We start from the raw sequence: 17363 nt of genomic DNA, 5'->3' as shown, positions 1-17363 counted from the left end.
AACAGGCTTTCCGGGCGACCCGGCTCTGTCCGTCTCCCGGTGGGCAGCGGGGTCAAGCACGATTGATTTACGCGCTACGCATCCCCACCTGCGGTTCTATACTGGAAGTGCAACGCCAGGACGGCGTACAAAGGAGGTCATCATGCAAATGGCAAAGTTGGCGGTGTTGGGAATGACATTGGCGCTCGCAGCGTGCACCACGCCACAGCAACGGGCCGAGCGCGCGCAGGCGGACATGGCCGAGCAGATGGCGATCTACGGTCCGGCGTGTTCGCGCCTCGGCTATGCGCAGGACAGCGACCAGTGGCGCCAGTGCGTGCTGCAGCTCAGCACGCGCGAGGAACTGCGCCAGGTCGGTTCCTCGTACTATGGCGCCTGGGGCCCGCGCTGGCGCGGCGGCTACTGGGGACCTTACTGGTAATCGCCGGTGTCGACCAGGCGGCGTGCGAATGCGGCCTTGGTCAGGGCCGTGCGCGCCGCCAGCAGGCGCGCCACCGTCGCTTGTGCATGGCGCAGCAGCCGCGGGTGGCGCAGGTCCGGCGGGTGCAGGCTCAGCCGGATGAGCGGGCGCCGCGCCAGCGCCAGCGCCAGCAGGTCGGCCAGCAAGGGAGAAGCGAGCCGGCCGCTGCGGTTGCGCGCCGCATAGACCAGCGATGGCGACAGCACGGCACGGCCGCCAGCGCGCCCCTCGCCGCCGGCGCCACCCTGCAGCAGGTGAAAGTGCCGGAAGGTAGTGGTGTAGTCGAAATCGAAGGCGCGCAGCGCCTGCCAGGCCCCCTCGCCCATCAGCCATGCCGGCGGCACGAAGCCGTGCACCGGCCAATGGCGCTCGGCGAACCAGTTCAGCCCGCGCTGGATGCGGCGCGCCGCCTCCTCGGCCGGCAGGGCCGCGAATTCACCTTCATGCGTATAGGTTCCGCGCAGGAAGCGCTCGCCCAGGCCGGCGCCAGGCGCTGCGGTATCGAGGTGGGTGAAGCCGTGCAGCGCGAGTTCGTCGCCGCGCGCCAGCGCGCGTTCGAGACCGGACTCCATGCGGGCCTGGTCGCCGCCGCGCCGGTGGTACTCGGGCACCACCAGCCAGGTCAGCGGGATATCGGCCACCTCGCGCACAGCCTGGGCCAGGCGCGCGCATTCGTCCCAGGTGGCCGGGGCCACGTCGTGGATCGAGACGCACAGGGCCGGTTGCGCAACGGCCCTGGATGACGGAGCGGCCGGCCGATCGGCGCCGTTCTGCGCGCCGCTGCCCTCAGTCCTGGACACAGATCCGCTCCGGCGCACGCTGCGTAGCTGAGCGTGCCGCGAGCAGGCTGCCGTAGCGGTGCATCAGCTGCGGGAACACCTGGCTCCAGTCGTAGTGTTCGGCCGCCTTGCGCCGTGCATTCGTGCTCAGGCGCACCAGGTCGCGCCCATAGATCGCTTCGATGGCGCCGGCCAGGCTGGCCGGGTCGTTCTGGCGCGCCAGGATGCCGGTCTGCTCGTCCACCAGCTCGGCCACGCCGCCGCCGTTGGTGCCCACCACCGGCAGCCCGCAGGCCATCGCCTCGAGCACGATCAGGCCGAAGGTTTCGCAGTCGCCCGGATGCACCAGCAGGTCGCAGCTGGCCAGCACGCCGGCCAGCTCGCACTGGTCGCGCTTGAACGCCATGATGCTCAGCTGCGGATGCTGCGGCAGCGCATCGCCGCCCCCGACCAGCAGCAGGTGGTAGGGCTTGCCGAGCCTGCGCACGGCGTCGATCAGGACCGGCAGCTTCTTGTCGGCGGTAAAGCGGCCGGCATACACCAGCAGGCGCGTGTCTTTGGGCAGGCCGAGTTCGGCCCGCAGGCTGTCGCGCCGCCGGCTGGGATGGAAGATCTCGCTGTCGATGCCGAGCGGCTGGTGCAGCGCATGGGTGACGCCCATGTCGGCCAGCTGGTGCACCATCAGGCGGCTCGGCGCCAGCACGGTGTCGAACTCGCGGTACAGGTGCGCGAGGTATTTGCAGGCGCCCTGCGAGATGGTGCTGCCCAGGCGGTTCTGCACCAGGCGCGGCAAGTCGGAATGGTAGAAGGCGATGGCGGGGATGCCGAGCCGCTGGCGCAGGCGCAACGCGGCCCAGGCGCAGTGGCCGGCGTCGCCCGCCTCGATCAGGTCGGGGCGGGCCGCGCGCAGGCGCCGCGCCGCCGCGGATACCGACACCGGCATGCGGTAGCCGTTGATGCCGGGCAGCGTCACCGCCGGCACCCGCAACAGGCCGGGCGCCTCGTCGTCGACGTTGGGGCTGCAGATGGTATGCCGCGCCCAGCCGTAGCGGGCCAGCCAGCGCGCCTTGGCATTCAGGTAGGTGCTGACGCCGCCACCTTCCGCGGCATAAAACATCGTGATGTCGACAAGATGCATTTAGGAACCTATCCCAGCAGGGAATGCGTCACCCCCAGCTTCCTCCTTCCTACTGAGATAGGTTCGGGATCCGCTGAAAGTATCAACACAACAGCGGTCCGCCGACGAGGCTTGCGCGCACGCACAGGCACCCGCGGAACCCTGATCGGGCGTCCGCCATCAGTTGTCTTTACAGGGGATTATGCGCTGCGGCGATCCAGCATGGCGCGCGCTATCGTGCCGGCGTCGACATACTCGAGCTCGCCGCCGACGGGCACGCCGCGCGCCAGCCGGCTGACCTTCAGGCCGCGCGCCTTGAGCATCTCGCTGATGTAGTGGGCGGTGGCTTCGCCTTCGTTGGTGAAATTGGTTGCAAGCACGACCTCATCGACCAGGCCATCGGTGGCGCGCGCCACCAGCTTGTCGAGATGCAGGTCGCGCGGACCGATGCCGTCGAGCGGCGAGAGCCGCCCCATCAGCACGAAGTACAGGCCCTTGTAGGTCATGGTCTGCTCGATCATCATCTGGTCGGCAGGGGTTTCGACGACACACAGCAGCGTGCGCTCGCGCGCCTCGTCGGCGCACAGCTCGCACACCTCGGTGTCGGCGAAGGTATTGCACATGGCGCAGTGGTGGACCGTGTCCACCGCCTGGTACAGCGCGCGCGACAGCATGGCCGCGCCTTCGCGGTCATGCTGCAGCAGGTGGAAGGCCATGCGTTGCGCCGACTTCGGACCGATGCCCGGCAGGCGCCGCAATGCCTCGGTCAGGAAGTCGAGCGATCGGGACATGTGGGTTCCCGTCAGAACGGCATCTTGAAGCCCGGGGGCAGGGGCATGCCGGCGGTCAGGCCGCTCATCTTCTCGGCGGCGGTGGCTTCGGCCTTGCGGACGGCGTCGTTGAAGGCGGCCGCGACCAGGTCTTCCAGCATGTCGCGGTCGTCGCCCAGCAGCGACGGGTCGATGGTGACGCGCTTGACGTCGTTCTTGCAGGTCATCACGACCTTGACCAGGCCGGCGCCCGACTGGCCTTCGACTTCGATCTGCGCCAGCTGCTCCTGCGCTTTCTTCATGTTGTCCTGCATGGCTTGCGCCTGTTTCATCAGGCCTGCGAGCTGGTTTTTCATCATGGTCGGTTTCTCCAAAAGGTTCTGTATGGGTGATTCAATGGATGCAAGAGATCAGGCCGCTGCGGCCGGCTTCACCGAACCGGGCACGACGAAGGCGCCGAAGGTCCGCTCCATCGCCTGCACGAAAGGATCGGCGGCGACCAGGGCTTCGGCCTGGCGCTGGCGCTCCTCGCGTGCGGCCTTGGCTTCGGCGGCGGCGGTGTACCAGGTCGGGCCGATCTCGGTGTCGAGCGTCACGCGCACCTGCGGGAAGTGTTCTTGCAGCGCGGCGGCAAGCTTCTCGCTGTTGCCGCTGGCGCGCAGCGTGTCGACCGGCACGCGCAGGCGGAAGGTCGCAGCCTGTTCGTGGGCCACGCATTCGATCAGTTCGGTCTGCAGGGCCAGCTGCTGGGCCACGCCGCGCAGCGGCAGGCTGGCGGCCAGGGCCGGCCAGTTGCCGTCCCAGCCGATGCTCGGGACCGGCGTGACGACATATGCGTGCGGCGGCGCAGCCGGGGCCCGCATCTGTGCCGGCGCGGGCGTCGTCACCACTGCCGGGGCATCGGCGGCGACCGCGGTATCGTCGGAAAATTCGGTGACCCATGAGGGAGGCTCGTCATCGCTTGGCGCTGCCTGCATGCGTGCCTGCGGCTGTTGGGCCTGCATCTGCGGCGCCTGGACGGCCGGCGCTGCGGACTGCTCCCAGGGCGGCGTGCCGCCGGGCGCCGGACGTCCGGCCGGGGCGGCGCCCATGGCGGCCGACGGACCCGGCGCCGCCGGCCGGGCCGGCGGTGCAGCAGCGGACGCCGACGGCGCCGATGGCGCTGCTGCGGCCGCGGGCGCTGCCGGTGGCGCCTCCGGGCGCGGCTTTGCGCCGCCGCTGCGGCCGGAGGCCGCGCGTGCCGCTTCGAGCGCTGCGTTGATGGCGGCGCGCGCCGAGGTCATGGCGGGGGCGGGCGCCGACGCTGCCGGGGCCGCGGGCGCCTGGGGCTGCGCCTGGGCCGGCGGGGCCGGGCGTGCCGGCGCCACCGCCGCATGGCTGGCCGCGGCCACCGCCGCGGCGCGCGCCGCCGGCGCATGGCCCGGCGCGCTTGCCGCCGGCGCGGCCGGCTGCAGTTCGGCGCCGCCCTGCCCCGGACGGAAGGCCAGCATGCGCAGCAGGGTCATGGTGAAGCCCGCGTACTCGTCCGGCGCCAGGCCGATCTCGTTACGGCCGTGCACCGCGATCTGGTAGTAGAGCTGCACTTCCTGCGGGTCGAAGGCCTGGGCCAGGCGCAGGATGTCGTTCAGTTCCGGCAGGTCTTGCGGCACCGCCGCGGGCACTGACTGGGCCAGCGCGATGCGGTGCAGCAGGGTGCCGAGGTCTTGCAGCGCGCCGTTGTAGGACAGGCTGCGGCTGGCCATTTCGTCGGCCACCGCCATCAGGTCGGCGCCGTCCTGCGCCAGCAACGCGTCCAGCAGGCGCACCAGGTAGGACTGGTCGAGCGCGCCCAGCATGCCCTGCACCGCTTCCAGCGTCACCTGGCCGGCGGCATAGGCGATCGCCTGGTCGGTCAGCGACAGCGCGTCGCGCATCGAACCGTGCGCGCCTTGCGCCAGCAGGCGCAGGGCCGGCTGTTCGAAGGCCACGCCTTCCTGGCCGAGGATGTTTTCCAGGTGGCCCACGATGTGGCCCGGCGGCATCTGCTTGAGGTTGAACTGCAGGCAGCGCGACAGCACCGTGACCGGGATCTTCTGCGGATCGGTGGTCGCGAGGATGAACTTCACGTGCGGCGGCGGTTCCTCGAGCGTTTTCAGCATCGCGTTGAACGCGTGGTTGGTGAGCATGTGCACCTCGTCGATCATGTAGACCTTGAAGCGCGCATTGCTCGGCGCATACACCGCCTGTTCCAGCAGCTGGGCCATCTCGTCCACGCCGCGGTTGGAGGCCGCATCCATCTCGATGTAGTCCACGAAGCGGCCGGCGTCGATGGCGCGGCAGGCTTCGCACTGCCCGCAGGGCTCGGCGGTGATGCCGCCCTGCCCGTCCGGGCCGATGCAGTTGAGCGACTTGGCAAGGATGCGCGACAGCGTCGTCTTGCCGACCCCGCGCGTGCCCGTAAACAGATAGGCATGGTGCAGGCGGCCCGTTTTCAACGCGTGGGTCAGCGCACGGACGACGTGCTCCTGGCCGACCAGCGTTTCGAAGTTCTTGGGACGGTATTTGCGGGCGAGGACTTGATAGGACATGCCGGGATTTTACCGCAGTTGGCGAGCGCCGCGAACATTCCGCGGCGTTCCCGGATACAACATCAGGCTGCGATGCGGGCCTGGCGGGCATCGAGGCGGAACACGCTCACCACCTCGGCCAGCTCGCGCGCCTGCTGCTCCAGCGCCCCGGCCGCGCCGGCGGCCTGCTCGACCAGCCCGGCGTTGTCGCGGGTGGAGGCATCCATCGCGCGGATCGCCTCGTCGACCGCCGCGATGCCGGCCGCCTGCGCGCGGCTGGCGGAACTGATGCCGGCAATCAAGGTGGACACCTGATGGACGCTATCGACCACCTGCTCCATGGTGGCGCCGGCCTGGCGCACCAGCGCGCTGCCCGCCTCCACCTCGGAGACCGACTCGCCGATCAGCGCCTTGATCTCGCGCGCCGCGCTCGCCGAGCGCTGTGCCAGGTTGCGCACCTCGCCGGCCACGACGGCAAAGCCGCGTCCCTGCTCGCCCGCCCGCGCCGCCTCGACCGCCGCATTCAGCGCCAGGATATTGGTCTGGAAGGCGATCCCGTCGATCACCGCGATGATGTCGGCGATCTTGCGCGAGGACGCGTCGATCGACGCCATCCGCTGCACCGCCCTGGCCACCACCTCGCCGCCCTGCGCGGCAACCGCGGAGGCACTGCCTGCCAGCTCGTTGGCGGCCAGGGCGCGCTCGGCATTCTGCCGGACGGTGGCGGTGAGCTCGGCCATCGAGCGGACGGTGACCCGGATCGACTCGGCTTGCGCGCCGGTGCGCGTCGCCAGCTCGGCATTGCCGGCGGCGATCTGCACCGAGGTGGCGCTGGTGGCCTGCACGCTGTGCTGGACGCTGGCCATCGCCCCCTCCAGCAGCTGCACCACGTCGCGCAGGGCGCGCCCGCTGCCGCTCGCGGCCGGCAGTGCCGCGGCGCGCAGGTCGATCCTGCCGTCCCGGCCCGCCATCGTGGCCACGCTCACGCGCAGCTCGGCCGACTGCAGGGCGTCGCGGCGCAGCACCTGGGCCAGGAAGCACAAGACCGCGGTCTCGGCCACCACATAGCCGGCATGTACCAGTATCATGCCGAATCCGGCCTCGCTCAGGCAGCGCACGCCGAAGCCGAGCTCCTGCAGGTAATTGAAGGACAGGTGGTGCAGCGCCACCGTGGCGGCCGCCATCACGATCACGCTCCAGTCCCGGTAGCACAACAGGAAGGCCAGCAGCACGAAGATCCCGAAATGCAGCTCGGTGCGCCCGGCCGCCTGGTGGATGTGCAGGGCGCAGAACACCATCATCGCCACCGCCACCGCCATGCGCGACAAGCGGGTGCCGCCGGCGACCAGCGTCAGCACGGTCGGGACCAGCGCCGCCGGGAGTCCTACCAGCAGCGCCCAGCGCAGCGTGTCGTACAGGCCGGACAGGGCCAGGGCCAGCGCGAACAGGCACCACAGCAGCCCGCACATGAGCCGGTCGGCCCGCAGGTGGCTGGCCTTCAATACGCTGTCTACGCTGTGCTGTTCCATGGGGATGTCTCGTTAGGCTCAAAGACGACATTCAATCAGATTCAACAATTTCCGCAAGGAAAATTTGATTGAATTAACGGAACAACACCGGTTCGCGCATCGAAAACGCAACACACGCGCAAAATTCGACGAACGTGGTTAGCGTCCGGATGGACGAGAAACAGGAAAAGGGAGGGGTAAAACGGGGAAAAGAGAAGGAGGCGAGCCTGATCTGCGGCACTTGCGGTGAACGGCTTTGGCTGCTTCGTTCCCGACCTGACCAGGTAAACCATGCCGCAATGCGCAGGGGCCCGCCAGCGACCATTATAACCCGGCCCCGGGATTTGTGGGGCCGGATCTTGGCATGGCTGGCGAATGCCTGGGCGCCGCCCCGGACCAGCGCCGCTACAGGCCCAGCTGGCCCCAGATGTCGTCCACGCGCGCCTTCACTTCCGGCGTCATCGCGATCGGGGTGCCCCATTCGCGGTTGGTCTCGCCCGGCCACTTGTTGGTGGCGTCGATGCCCATCTTGCTGCCCAGGCCGCTGATCGGCGAAGCGAAGTCGAGGTAGTCGATCGGGGTGTTGTCGACCATGACCGTGTCGCGGATCGGATCGACCCGGGTCGTGATGGCCCAGATCACTTCCTTCCAGTCGCGCACGTTGACGTCCTCGTCGACCACGACGATGAACTTGGTATACATGAACTGGCGCAGGAAGCTCCAGACTCCGAACATGACGCGCTTGGCATGGCCAGCGTACTGCTTCTTCATCTGCACCACCGCCATCCGGTAGCTGCAGCCTTCCGGCGGCAGGTAGAAGTCGGTGATCTCGCTGAACTGCTTCTGCAGCAGCGGGATGAAGACCTCGTTCAGGGCCACGCCCAGCACCGCCGGTTCGTCGGGCGGCTTGCCGGTGTAGGTCGAGTGGTAGATCGGGTCGCGCCGCATGGTGATGCGGTCGATCGTGAACACCGGGAAGCTGTCCTGCTCATTGTAGTAACCGGTGTGGTCGCCGTAGGGTCCTTCGAGCGCGTGCTCGAAGCCGGACGGGTGGTTGGCATCCGGGTAGATGTGCCCTTCCAGCACGATCTCGCTTGACGCCGGCACCCGCAGTTCGCTGCCGATGGCTTTCGTGAGCGCGGTACGCTGGCCGCGCAGCAGGCCGGCGAACTGGTACTCGGACAGGCTGTCCGGCACCGGGGTGACCGCGCCCAGGATGGTGGCCGGGTCGGCGCCGAGCGCCACCGCGACCGGATATGGCTTGCCCGGATTGGCCAGCGCGTGCTCGCGGAAGTCGAGGGCGCCGCCGCGGTGCGCCAGCCAGCGCATGATCACCTTGTTGCGGCCCAGCACCTGCTGGCGGTAGATGCCCAGGTTCTGGCGCTTCTTGTGCGGCCCCTTGGTGATCACCAGCCCCCAGGTAATCAGGGGCGCGATGTCGCCAGGCCAGCAGTGCTGGATCGGCAGGCGCGCCAGGTCGACGTCCTGCCCTTCCCAGACGATTTCCTGGCAGGAGGCGCCCTTCACTTCCTTGGGCGCCATGTCCCAGACGGCCTTGACCAGCGAGCCCAGGCCCATGATGTCCTTGAAGCCCTTGGGCGGCTCCGGTTCCTTCAGGCGCGCCAGCACGTGGCCGATCTTGCGCAATTCGCTCACATCGTCCGCACCCATGCCGAGCGCCACCCGGCGCGGGGTGCCGAACAGGTTGCCCAGCACTGGAATAGTGTGCCCGGTCGGTTTCTCGAACAGCAGCGCGGGACCTTCGGCGCGCAGGGTGCGGTCGCAGATTTCCGTCATTTCGAGGTGGGGCGACACCGGTACGCCAACATGTTTGAGCTCGCCCATGCGGTCGAGCTGCGCCATAAAGTCCCGCAAATCTGAATATTTCATCAAGTTTTGATCGTTATCTCGTCGGTAGAAGCTGGTTCAAGGCACCATGCCAAGTAGCTGATTTAGCAAGACTTTTCAAAATTTCGGCTTGGCAATCAGAACTAAAAGTAATAAGAGCGGATCGTGCTAGGGTTGACTTGGTATAAAGGAGCCACTAGAATCCGTCCTACTTGATGAGGCAGGCAGTCGTTCCGACATGATTTTAGCTGTTCTCATGCATTCACGGGGTCGGGGCCCCACATGACATTTTGAGGAGTGTTTTCACTGGGCGTCTGCCCACTCCCCCGAGACAGTTGTTGAGCCACTGGTTCTACCCGCACGGGTTTCAAAGCAGCCAGCTGTAGCAAGGCAATGACGGCGTTAGTCGGCCGCGACGCGGCGACCTACGATATTTCTGATGCACGGCAATCAGTAAGCTGAACACAGCGCGACTTCCTTACGAGCGCCGTGACAGGCTTCTTTTCGCCGCGACAAGGGGAATTCGATGATCCATCGTTTCATCACGAGCGCAAGGCTCGTGCAATCCATGGCCAGCCAGCCAGTCACGTGGTCTTCCGTGAGCAAAGCGGCACGCGGTGTACTGAATACCGCACGCAACACCTTGAGCATTTTTGGTCTTTCCGCAGTTGCCATGCTGGCACTGCTCTACACCAACGAAGACGTCGCCAAACGCGTCTCGGACGTGCTGGATCCCCAGCCTGCAATCGTTGCGGCGGCGCCTGCCGCCCCGGCGCCCGTGGTCGCGCACGTTAGCGAGGCCGTCGAAGCCCCGCACGCCGCCACCACGCAGCACCTGGGCGACAGCAAGCAGCAGCAATGGGTCACCTCCTGGCTGAGCAAGCGCTACCGCGTCGCCAGCGACGCCGCCAACATGCTGGTTTCCACCGCCTACATGACGGCGCACGAGGTCAAGCTCGACCCGCTCCTGATCCTGGCGGTGATGGCGATCGAATCGGGCCTGAATCCCTTCGCCGAGAGCCCGATGGGCGCCAAGGGCCTGATGCAGGTCATGGCCAAGGTCCACCACGACAAGTTCGCGGAAGTCGGCGGCCAGCAGGCTGCCCTGAATCCGGTCGCCAACATCAAGGTCGGCGCCCTGATCCTGAAAGATTACGTCAAGCGCACCGGTTCCGTCGAAGGCGGCCTGAAGACCTATGTCGGCGCGGCCGACCTGGAGAGCGATTCGGGCTACGGCGCCAAGGTGCTGGCCGAATACCGGAAACTCAAGCAGGTTGCCCGAGGCCAGAAGGTTCCCACCACGAACCCGCGTCCGCTGCCGGAAACGACCGTCGTCAAGCAGTCGCCGGCCGTTGCCCCGACCGAGGCGCCGGCAAGCGCGCCGAGCAAGACCGAGAGCCACGCCTCGGAAGCGCTGGCGACGCTGTAAGACAGCACACACTCCTCACGAGGCCACCGCACGCGGTGGCCTTTTTCATTGCGGCACGCAGCCCGTACTCAGAACTGCAGGTCGCGTTGCGTAAACGGGACGGCCGGGTCCGTGCCCAGGATGCGCCGCAGGACCGAGTTCATGGTGCTCGGGTCGTTGTCGAAGCCGCCATGCGTATCGCTGCGCGAGACCGCCCCCAGCGGGCCGTTCTCGCCTGCCACCACGATTCCCGGCAGGCCGTCGACCGGTTGCTTCAGCAGCTTGTATACCGTGGCATCTTCATAGGGCAGCAGGGCGAAGCCCTTGTGGCCCAAACCCCGCCCCCAGGAATTCTGGACGATGAAACCCTGGCCCGTGTAGCCGATCAGCGCCACCGCATGCATGGCGTCGGCGCTGCCCTGGCGCTGGATCACCGGCAGCACCATCTTGCGGGCGCCCGCGCCGCCGCCGCCGCGCACGGTGACGGTGTGCGGCCCCGGCTCGCCCCAGCCGGCATGGACCATCAGCGTGACGTACGCGATGCCGACCTCGTTCAGCGCGGCATGCACGTGCCGGACCTGCCTGAAATCGCCCCGGTAATAGGCGCCGCCGGGCGTCTTCATCGCATGCTCGGCGCGCGCCTGGTCCAGGTGGTGGGCGCCATGCATGCCGTCGGGCCACTGCGCCTCGGTGCACACGCCGTGCCGTTCCCATGCCTTCATCGCGCCCCGCGCCGACGAGCCGGCATAGTTCTCGCCCGGCCATTCATCGTAGCGCCGCGCCAGTTCGTAGAGCATGCGCGGGCTGACGGTGCGCTCGATGCCGCCCTGGGCCAGCAGGAAATTCATGACGGCCGCCAGGGCGAAACCGGTGCAGGCGCCTTCCGCCTTCTGGTCGAGGATCGCAGGCACCAGCTGGCAATTGATCAACTCGTCCGGCAAGGCGCGCAGGCTGGGCTGGTACTGCCAGTTCTGCAGGTCGATCTTGTCCGGAAAGGCATCGAGCGTCCTGTTCAGGCGCTCTTCGACGCTGGCCGGCTCCCGATCTGCGCGCCGGGACGGCGAGTCGGGACGGGTGGTTTTCGGCGACGCGTCGGCTGCGCCACGAATCGCGCGCCGCGGACGCGGTGCGACATGGTCGTTTGCCATTGCATTCTCCTGCACGGAAGCGCCCGGATTCCCGGGTCGGTCCCGGCGACGGTGGGTCCGCCGCAGGCATCCGTGACGGCGAACGGAAGAAAAGAAGCAGGCCCGGGCAGCCGTGGCCCAGGCTTGTATTGACGGTACCGGCTCGCGCTGATGAGCCCGTATGTGGATTCCCGTAGCGCTGCATCGACCGGGCGAACAGCGTGAAAACAGCGCAGCGAGCGCTGTGGCGGATTGGCTGCCGGCACACAGGACGGCCAACCGCGCGGAATAGGTGGCTTGCTCAATGCGAGACAGCGGATATGCGCCGAAGTTCGCAAGGCGCTCGGCGCCCAATAAGACAAAAGCCACCGGGCATTGCCACGGTGGCTTTTCAGGAGGCGCTATCGATTAGATGGCGGCCCGGCGGATCAGCGGCGTGCGGCTGCCGCCACTTCGTCGGGGCGCAGGCTCGAGGCCAGCTTGTCCAGCACGCCGTTGACATACTTGTGGCCGTCGATGCCGCCAAACGACTTGGTCAGCTCGACCGCCTCGTTGATGACGACGCGGTAGGGGATTTCCGGATGGTTCTTCAGCTCGTAGGCGCCCAGCAGCAGCACCGCATGTTCGATCGGCGACAGCTCGGTCACGCCGCGGTCGATCAGCGGCGCGATGGCTTCGCGCAGTTCCACCGAGGTGGCGATGGTGCCGTTCAGCAGTTCGCCGAAGAACTCGCCGTCGGCCTTGTCGAAACCGTGCGCGCCGCGGATGTTGGTGGCGACCGTGCGGGCCGGTTCATTGTTCAGCAGCCATTGGTACAGGCCCTGCAGCGCGAACTCGCGCGCGCGGTGGCGCGGCGTACGGTTCTTGCTCGGGTTGGCGTGCGTGGTTTTATCGGTCATGTGGTTCTCTTCCTTCCTTATTTTTAGAGCGCTTGACAATCCCTCAGGGCAAGGCGCATCGTCGAAGACAGTACGCCAGTACGGCGAGACGATGCAACGCCGCCATGGGGGAATTGTCAGGCGCTCTTATTCTTCTTCAGCCTGCAGCTCTTCCAGGGCAAACAGCAGGTTCGACATCTCGACCGCGACGCGGGCCGCGTCGGCGCCCTTCTCGGCCATGCGGACCTCGGCCTGCTCGTCGTTTTCGGTGGTGAGGATGGCGTTGGCGATCGGCATGCCGTAGTCCAGGCCGATGCGGGTGATGCCCGCGCCGGATTCGTTCGACACCAGTTCGAAGTGGTAGGTCTCGCCGCGGATCACCGCGCCCAGCGCGACCAGCGCGTCGAACTGCTGGGTCTCGGCCATCTTCTGCAGCGCCAGCGGCACTTCCAGCGCACCCGGGACCGTGACGTGGAGGATGTCCTCGTCGGCGACGCCCAGGCGCTTCAGCTCGGCCAGGCAGGACGACAGCAGGCCGTGGCCGATGTCGGCGTTGAATCGCGCTTGCACGATGCCGATGCGCAGGCCTTCGCCCGCCAGGTTGCTTTCATAGGTTGGTACCGTCATGGCTGGCCTCTTCTTTTCCGTAGTATGTATATATTAGTGTGGTTTCGTCACGGGACGTCGTACCGGACCCGTCACGCGGCCGGCTGCGGCAGGTAGCCGGTGACTTCCAGGTCGAAACCGGTCATCGACGGCATCTTGCGCGGGTTGGCCAGCAACTGCATCTTGCCGACACCGAGGTTGCGCAGGATCTGGGCGCCGATGCCGTAGGTACGCAGGTCCATCGATGCCGCACGGCTGCTGCGCGGGCCGGTGTCGCGCGGTGCGAACTGGGCGAACAGCTGGTCGGCGGTCTCGCCGCAGTTCAGCAGCACGATGGCGCCGCAGTCGCCCGCCTTCACCGTCTTCATGGCAGAGGCCAGGTCCCACGAGTGGGTCGAGGCGCAGTTGCCGAGCACGTCCAGGATCGAGACCGGCTGGTGCACGCGCACCAGGGCCTCCTTGTCGCGCGACAGCTCGCCGTGCACCAGGGCCAGGTGGGCCTCGCCGCTCGGCTTGTCGCGGTAGGCGACCAGCTTGAACTCGCCGTAGGGGGTGGTCAGCTGGCGCTCGGCCACGCGCTCGACCAGGCTTTCGTTCTGGCTGCGGTAGTGGATCAGGTCGGCGATGGTGCCGATCTTCAGCTTGTGCTCGCGGGCGAATTCGATCAGGTCCGGCAGGCGCGCCATAGTGCCGTCTTCCTTGATGATCTCGCAGATCACCGAGGCCGGGGTCAGGCCGGCCATCTCGGTCAGGTCGCAGCCGGCTTCGGTATGGCCGGCGCGCATCAGGACGCCGCCCTTCTGGGCACGCAGCGGGAAGATGTGGCCCGGCTGGACCAGGTCGTCCGGGGTCGTACCCTTGTTCACGGCCACCTGGATGGTGCGCGCGCGGTCGGCTGCGGAAATGCCGGTGGTCACGCCCTCGGCCGCCTCGATCGACACGGTGAAGTTGGTGCCGAAGGAGGTCCCGTTCTTGCTGGTCATCATCGGCAGCGCCAGTTCGTCGCAGCGCTCCTCGGTCAGCGTCAGGCAGACCAGGCCGCGCGCATGGCGGATCATGAAGTTGATCGCTTCCGGAGTGACGAAGTCGGCGGCAAGCACCAGGTCGCCCTCGTTCTCGCGGTCTTCTTCGTCGACAAGAATAACCATGCGCCCTGCGCGCAGTTCGGCAACGATTTCCTCGGTGCTGGAGATAGACATACGGGTTCCTTGAAACGGGGATTTTGCGTAATCCGCTATTTTAAAGGATTTACCGCTGTTCAACCGCCTTCGGCTTGCCTTTCGGCTGAGCCAAGCAGGAATCCGCACCCAGCACAATGCTGCGAAGACGTCAACCGCCGTTGCCTCAAGGCAACAAAATGCACAGGGTGTGCATGGATTCAGACAAAATTGCTAAGCTGTAGTTTCCTGCACGCAACAACCTAGCGTGCCCACGCATGACTCGATTATGATAAATATATCGCGCCCGGGCGTGTCATCGGGTTTTTTGCCCAGTGATTCCCGGCAAATTTCTGGAGTTGTCATGGCGGTCCTTCCGCGTTCGTTCAGTCGCTGTCCCCTTTCCCCGGAAAGGCGGGACTGAATGGCCACGATCCTGATCGTCGACGACCGGCCGAGCAACCGCGCCTTCCTGCGGGCGCTGCTCGGTTTTACCGAGCACCGGCTGCTGGAAGCCGAGGACGGCGCCCGCGCGCTGGCGCTGGCGCGCGCGCAACGCCCCGACCTGGTCATCACCGACCTGCTCATGCCGGTGATGGACGGTTACGAACTGGTGCAGCAACTGCGCGGCGACGCCGACCTGCGCGGCGTCCGCGTGATCTTCTTTTCGGCCGTGTATGCGGAACGCGAGACGCGGGCGATGGCAGAGCGCTGCGGCGTCGCCACCGTGCTGCCCAAGCCGGCCGACCCGCAGCAGATCCTCGACGCCATCCAGGCCGAGCTCGGCATGCTGCATGATGCCGCGCCGCCGGCGGTGCCGGAGCCCCCCCGGGAAGCCGAGCGCGCCCTCCCTTTCGACCTCGGCGCCCGCCTGGCCGAGCTGGAACGCATGTGCCTGGCCCTGATCGGCGAGCGTCGCGTCGAGACCCTGGCCGCATCCTTCCTCGACGCCGCGCGGCGCGTGCTGCATGCCGACTTTGCCGCCCTGTGCCTGCTCGACCGGGGCGAGCGCAGCGTGCGCCACCTCGACACCTGGGTTCTCGACCCCACCCTGCTGGCCGCGCACGCCCTGGACGAAGGCCGGCTGCCCGGCATGCTGCTGCGCGCCCGCGCGCCGCTGCGCCTGTCCGAGGGCGATCCGCTGCTGGGCGGCATGCCGTCCTGCCATCCGGCCATGGGCAGCTTTCTCGGCCTGCGGGTGCACGACCTGCAGCACCCGCATGGCTGGCTGTACTGCGCGCGCCGTCCCGGCGCCCCCAGCTTCACCGACGAGGAAGAGCGCTGGGCCACGGCGCTGGCCGCCCAGCTGGCGGTGGCCTACGAAAACCTGAACCTGTACGACGTGGTCCAGCGCCACGCCGCCCAATTGCAGCTGGAAGCGCTGGCGCGCGCCGACGCCGACAAGGCCCTGCGCGAGAGCGAGCACCGGCTCGAACTGGCGCGCCAGGTGTTCGACAGCACCCAGGAAGGCATCATGATGACCGACGCCGACGCCAGGATCGTCGCGGTCAATCCGGCCTTCGAGCAGATCACGGGCTTTCGCGAATCCGAGGTGCTCGACGAAACCCCGCGCATCCTGCGCTCGGGACGGCACGATGCCGGCTTCTACCGCGACATGTGGCACTGCCTGGAACACGAAGGCCAGTGGCGCGGCGAGATCTGGAACCGCCGCAAGAACGGCGAGGTCTACCCGGCACGCACCAGCATCAGCGCGGTGCGCGACGAAGCCGGCAAGCTGACCGCCTACGTGGCGGTATCGACCGACCTGTCGGCCCTGAAGGCGGCGCACCACCAGCTCGACTTCCTGGCCAACCACGACGCGCTCACGCTGCTGCCGAACCGCTCGCTGTTCAACGACCGCCTGCAGCAGGCCATGGCGGCGGCGCGCCAGGGCGACGGCCAACTGGCGCTGCTGCTGTTTAACGTCGACCGCCTCTCGCGCATCAACGACAGCCTCGGGCACGCGGCGGGCGACGCCGTGCTGCGCGAAGTGGCGCGCCGGGTCGGCGCCATCGCCGGCCCCACCGATACCCTGGCGCGCCTGTCGGGCGACGAGTTCGTCCTGCTGCTCACCAGCTGCCGCGACACCGAGGACATCATCCTGGCCGCGCGCCGCCTGATCGACGCCATCGCCCAGCCGCATTCGGTGGGCGGGCACGACGTGGTGGTCACCGGCAGCGTCGGCATCAGCATCTTCCCGCGCGACGGCAGCGCGCCCGGCGACCTGCTCAAGGCGGCCGACGCGGCGCTGAGCGAGATGAAGAACGCCGGCCGCAACGGCTTCCGCTTCTTCAAGGGCGAGATGAACGCCCAGGCGCTGCGCTGGCTGGCGCTGGAGACGCGCCTGCGGCGCGCCATCGAGCGCGACGAGCTGGCCCTGCACTACCAGCCGCAGGTCTCGCGCATCGACGGCGCCGTGGTCGGGATGGAAGCCCTGCTGCGCTGGCGCAGCGCCGAGATCGGGGCGGTGCCGCCGGGCGACTTCATCCCGCTCGCCGAGGATACCGGCCTGATCCACCCGATCGGCGAGTGGGTGATCCGCCAGGCCTGCTTCCAGAACAAGGCCTGGCAAAACGCCGGCCTGCCGCCGGTGCGGGTGGCCGTCAACGTCTCGGCCACCCAGTTCAAGGCCGGCTCGGTGAGCGCGATCGTGCGCAAGGCCCTGCTCGAGAGCGGCCTGGCGCCGCGCTACCTGGAGGTGGAGCTGACCGAAAGCGTGATGCTGGGCGACAGCGCCGTGGCCGAGGCCGAGATGGCCGAGCTGCGCGAAATGGGCGTGTCCTTGTCGCTGGACGATTTCGGCACCGGCTACTCCTCGCTCGGCTACCTGTCGCGCTTCCCGCTCGACAAGCTGAAGATCGACCAGAATTTTGTCCGCAACATCACGGTGGAGCAGCGCAGCGCGGCGATCGCCCAGGCCACCATCGCGCTGGCCCAGGGCCTGTCGCTGTCGGTCGTGGCCGAAGGCGTGGAAACGGTCGGCCAGCGCGACTTCCTCGGCCTGATCGGCTGCGACGTAATGCAGGGCTACCTGTACAGCCGCCCGGTGCCGGCCCACGAGATGGCCCGCATACTGGCCAAGGGGCACGTCGCAATTTGACATGCCGCAGTTTTGACATGCCGCAGTTTTGACATGCCGCAGTTTTGACATGCATATAC

At 67.6% G+C, this 17363-nt stretch carries 15 protein-coding genes and 1 other RNA gene; 3 read left to right on the top strand and 13 right to left on the bottom strand.

Annotation, left to right across the window (positions count from 1 at the left end):
- Positions 1–142 precede the first annotated feature (142 nt).
- The gene (locus AB3347_RS00510; protein ID WP_369089816.1) at positions 143–421 is read left to right on the top strand and encodes a hypothetical protein; all 279 of its coding nucleotides are present in this window, start codon (positions 143–145) and stop codon (positions 419–421) included.
- Here the strand turns inward: AB3347_RS00510 and AB3347_RS00505 are convergent.
- From AB3347_RS00505 to AB3347_RS00465, 9 genes are all read right to left on the bottom strand, one after another.
- A complete protein-coding gene (locus tag AB3347_RS00505) occupies positions 412–1260 on the bottom strand; it encodes a DUF2334 domain-containing protein (RefSeq protein ID WP_369089815.1) in 849 nt (282 codons plus the stop codon). The two genes, AB3347_RS00510 and AB3347_RS00505, sit on opposite strands and share 10 nt — an antisense overlap.
- The gene (locus AB3347_RS00500) at positions 1247–2377 is read right to left on the bottom strand and encodes a glycosyltransferase (protein WP_369089814.1); all 1131 of its coding nucleotides are present in this window, start codon (positions 2375–2377) and stop codon (positions 1247–1249) included. Before AB3347_RS00500 ends, AB3347_RS00505 begins: the two co-directional genes overlap by 14 nt.
- 179 nt (positions 2378–2556) lie before the next feature.
- Positions 2557–3147 (bottom strand): recombination mediator RecR, encoded by a 591-nt coding sequence (recR, locus tag AB3347_RS00495; RefSeq protein ID WP_369089813.1) that lies wholly within the window; start codon positions 3145–3147, stop codon positions 2557–2559.
- An 11-nt stretch (positions 3148–3158) separates the two neighbouring features.
- Positions 3159–3485, bottom strand: coding sequence for a YbaB/EbfC family nucleoid-associated protein (locus tag AB3347_RS00490; RefSeq protein WP_281913752.1), 327 nt, complete (start codon positions 3483–3485; stop codon positions 3159–3161).
- Between the two features lie 51 nt (positions 3486–3536).
- Positions 3537–5693, bottom strand: coding sequence for a DNA polymerase III subunit gamma/tau (locus AB3347_RS00485; protein ID WP_369089812.1), 2157 nt, complete (start codon positions 5691–5693; stop codon positions 3537–3539).
- Positions 5694–5755: 62 nt separating this feature from the next.
- Positions 5756–7201, bottom strand: a complete 1446-nt coding sequence (locus AB3347_RS00480) for a methyl-accepting chemotaxis protein (RefSeq protein ID WP_369089811.1) — start codon at positions 7199–7201, stop codon at positions 5756–5758.
- A 196-nt stretch (positions 7202–7397) separates the two neighbouring features.
- Positions 7398–7496: signal recognition particle sRNA small type (gene ffs / locus AB3347_RS00475), an RNA gene on the bottom strand.
- A gap of 89 nt (positions 7497–7585) precedes the next feature.
- Positions 7586–9070 carry a 4-hydroxy-3-polyprenylbenzoate decarboxylase gene (gene ubiD, locus AB3347_RS00470; RefSeq protein ID WP_369089810.1) on the bottom strand — a complete coding sequence of 495 codons (1485 nt, stop codon included), beginning with the start codon at positions 9068–9070 and terminating at the stop codon, positions 7586–7588.
- 408 nt (positions 9071–9478) lie between these two features.
- Positions 9479–9703, bottom strand: coding sequence for a hypothetical protein (locus AB3347_RS00465; protein WP_369089809.1), 225 nt, complete (start codon positions 9701–9703; stop codon positions 9479–9481).
- Here AB3347_RS00465 and AB3347_RS00460 point away from each other — a divergent pair.
- Complete coding sequence (locus AB3347_RS00460; protein WP_369089808.1) at positions 9702–10457, top strand: transglycosylase SLT domain-containing protein; 756 nt, start codon at positions 9702–9704, stop codon at positions 10455–10457. The two genes, AB3347_RS00465 and AB3347_RS00460, sit on opposite strands and share 2 nt — an antisense overlap.
- A gap of 68 nt (positions 10458–10525) precedes the next feature.
- Here AB3347_RS00460 and AB3347_RS00455 read toward each other — a convergent pair whose 3' ends face one another.
- The 4 genes from AB3347_RS00455 to ribBA all read right to left on the bottom strand — a co-directional run bounded on the left by AB3347_RS00455 (position 10526) and on the right by ribBA (position 14246).
- Complete coding sequence (locus AB3347_RS00455) at positions 10526–11584, bottom strand: hypothetical protein (RefSeq protein ID WP_369089807.1); 1059 nt, start codon at positions 11582–11584, stop codon at positions 10526–10528.
- Between the two features lie 407 nt (positions 11585–11991).
- Positions 11992–12462, bottom strand: coding sequence for a transcription antitermination factor NusB (gene nusB, locus AB3347_RS00450; RefSeq protein ID WP_369089806.1), 471 nt, complete (start codon positions 12460–12462; stop codon positions 11992–11994).
- Positions 12463–12588: 126 nt separating this feature from the next.
- Positions 12589–13068 carry a 6,7-dimethyl-8-ribityllumazine synthase gene (gene ribH / locus AB3347_RS00445; protein ID WP_369089805.1) on the bottom strand — a complete coding sequence of 160 codons (480 nt, stop codon included), beginning with the start codon at positions 13066–13068 and terminating at the stop codon, positions 12589–12591.
- 71 nt (positions 13069–13139) lie between these two features.
- Positions 13140–14246: a bifunctional 3,4-dihydroxy-2-butanone-4-phosphate synthase/GTP cyclohydrolase II gene (gene ribBA, locus AB3347_RS00440; protein WP_369089804.1), complete on the bottom strand. Its 1107-nt coding sequence runs from the start codon at positions 14244–14246 to the stop codon at positions 13140–13142.
- A gap of 382 nt (positions 14247–14628) precedes the next feature.
- Here ribBA and AB3347_RS00435 point away from each other — a divergent pair, with 382 nt between their 5' ends.
- Positions 14629–17304 carry an EAL domain-containing protein gene (locus AB3347_RS00435; protein WP_369089803.1) on the top strand — a complete coding sequence of 892 codons (2676 nt, stop codon included), beginning with the start codon at positions 14629–14631 and terminating at the stop codon, positions 17302–17304.
- Positions 17305–17363: the final 59 nt, after the last annotated feature.

The sequence above is a fragment of the Massilia sp. X63 genome, assembly GCF_041023745.1.
GTDB lineage: Bacteria > Pseudomonadota > Gammaproteobacteria > Burkholderiales > Burkholderiaceae_D > Telluria.
Note: the sequence above shows the minus strand (reverse complement) of the source record. Positions and strands in the feature narration are given on the sequence as shown.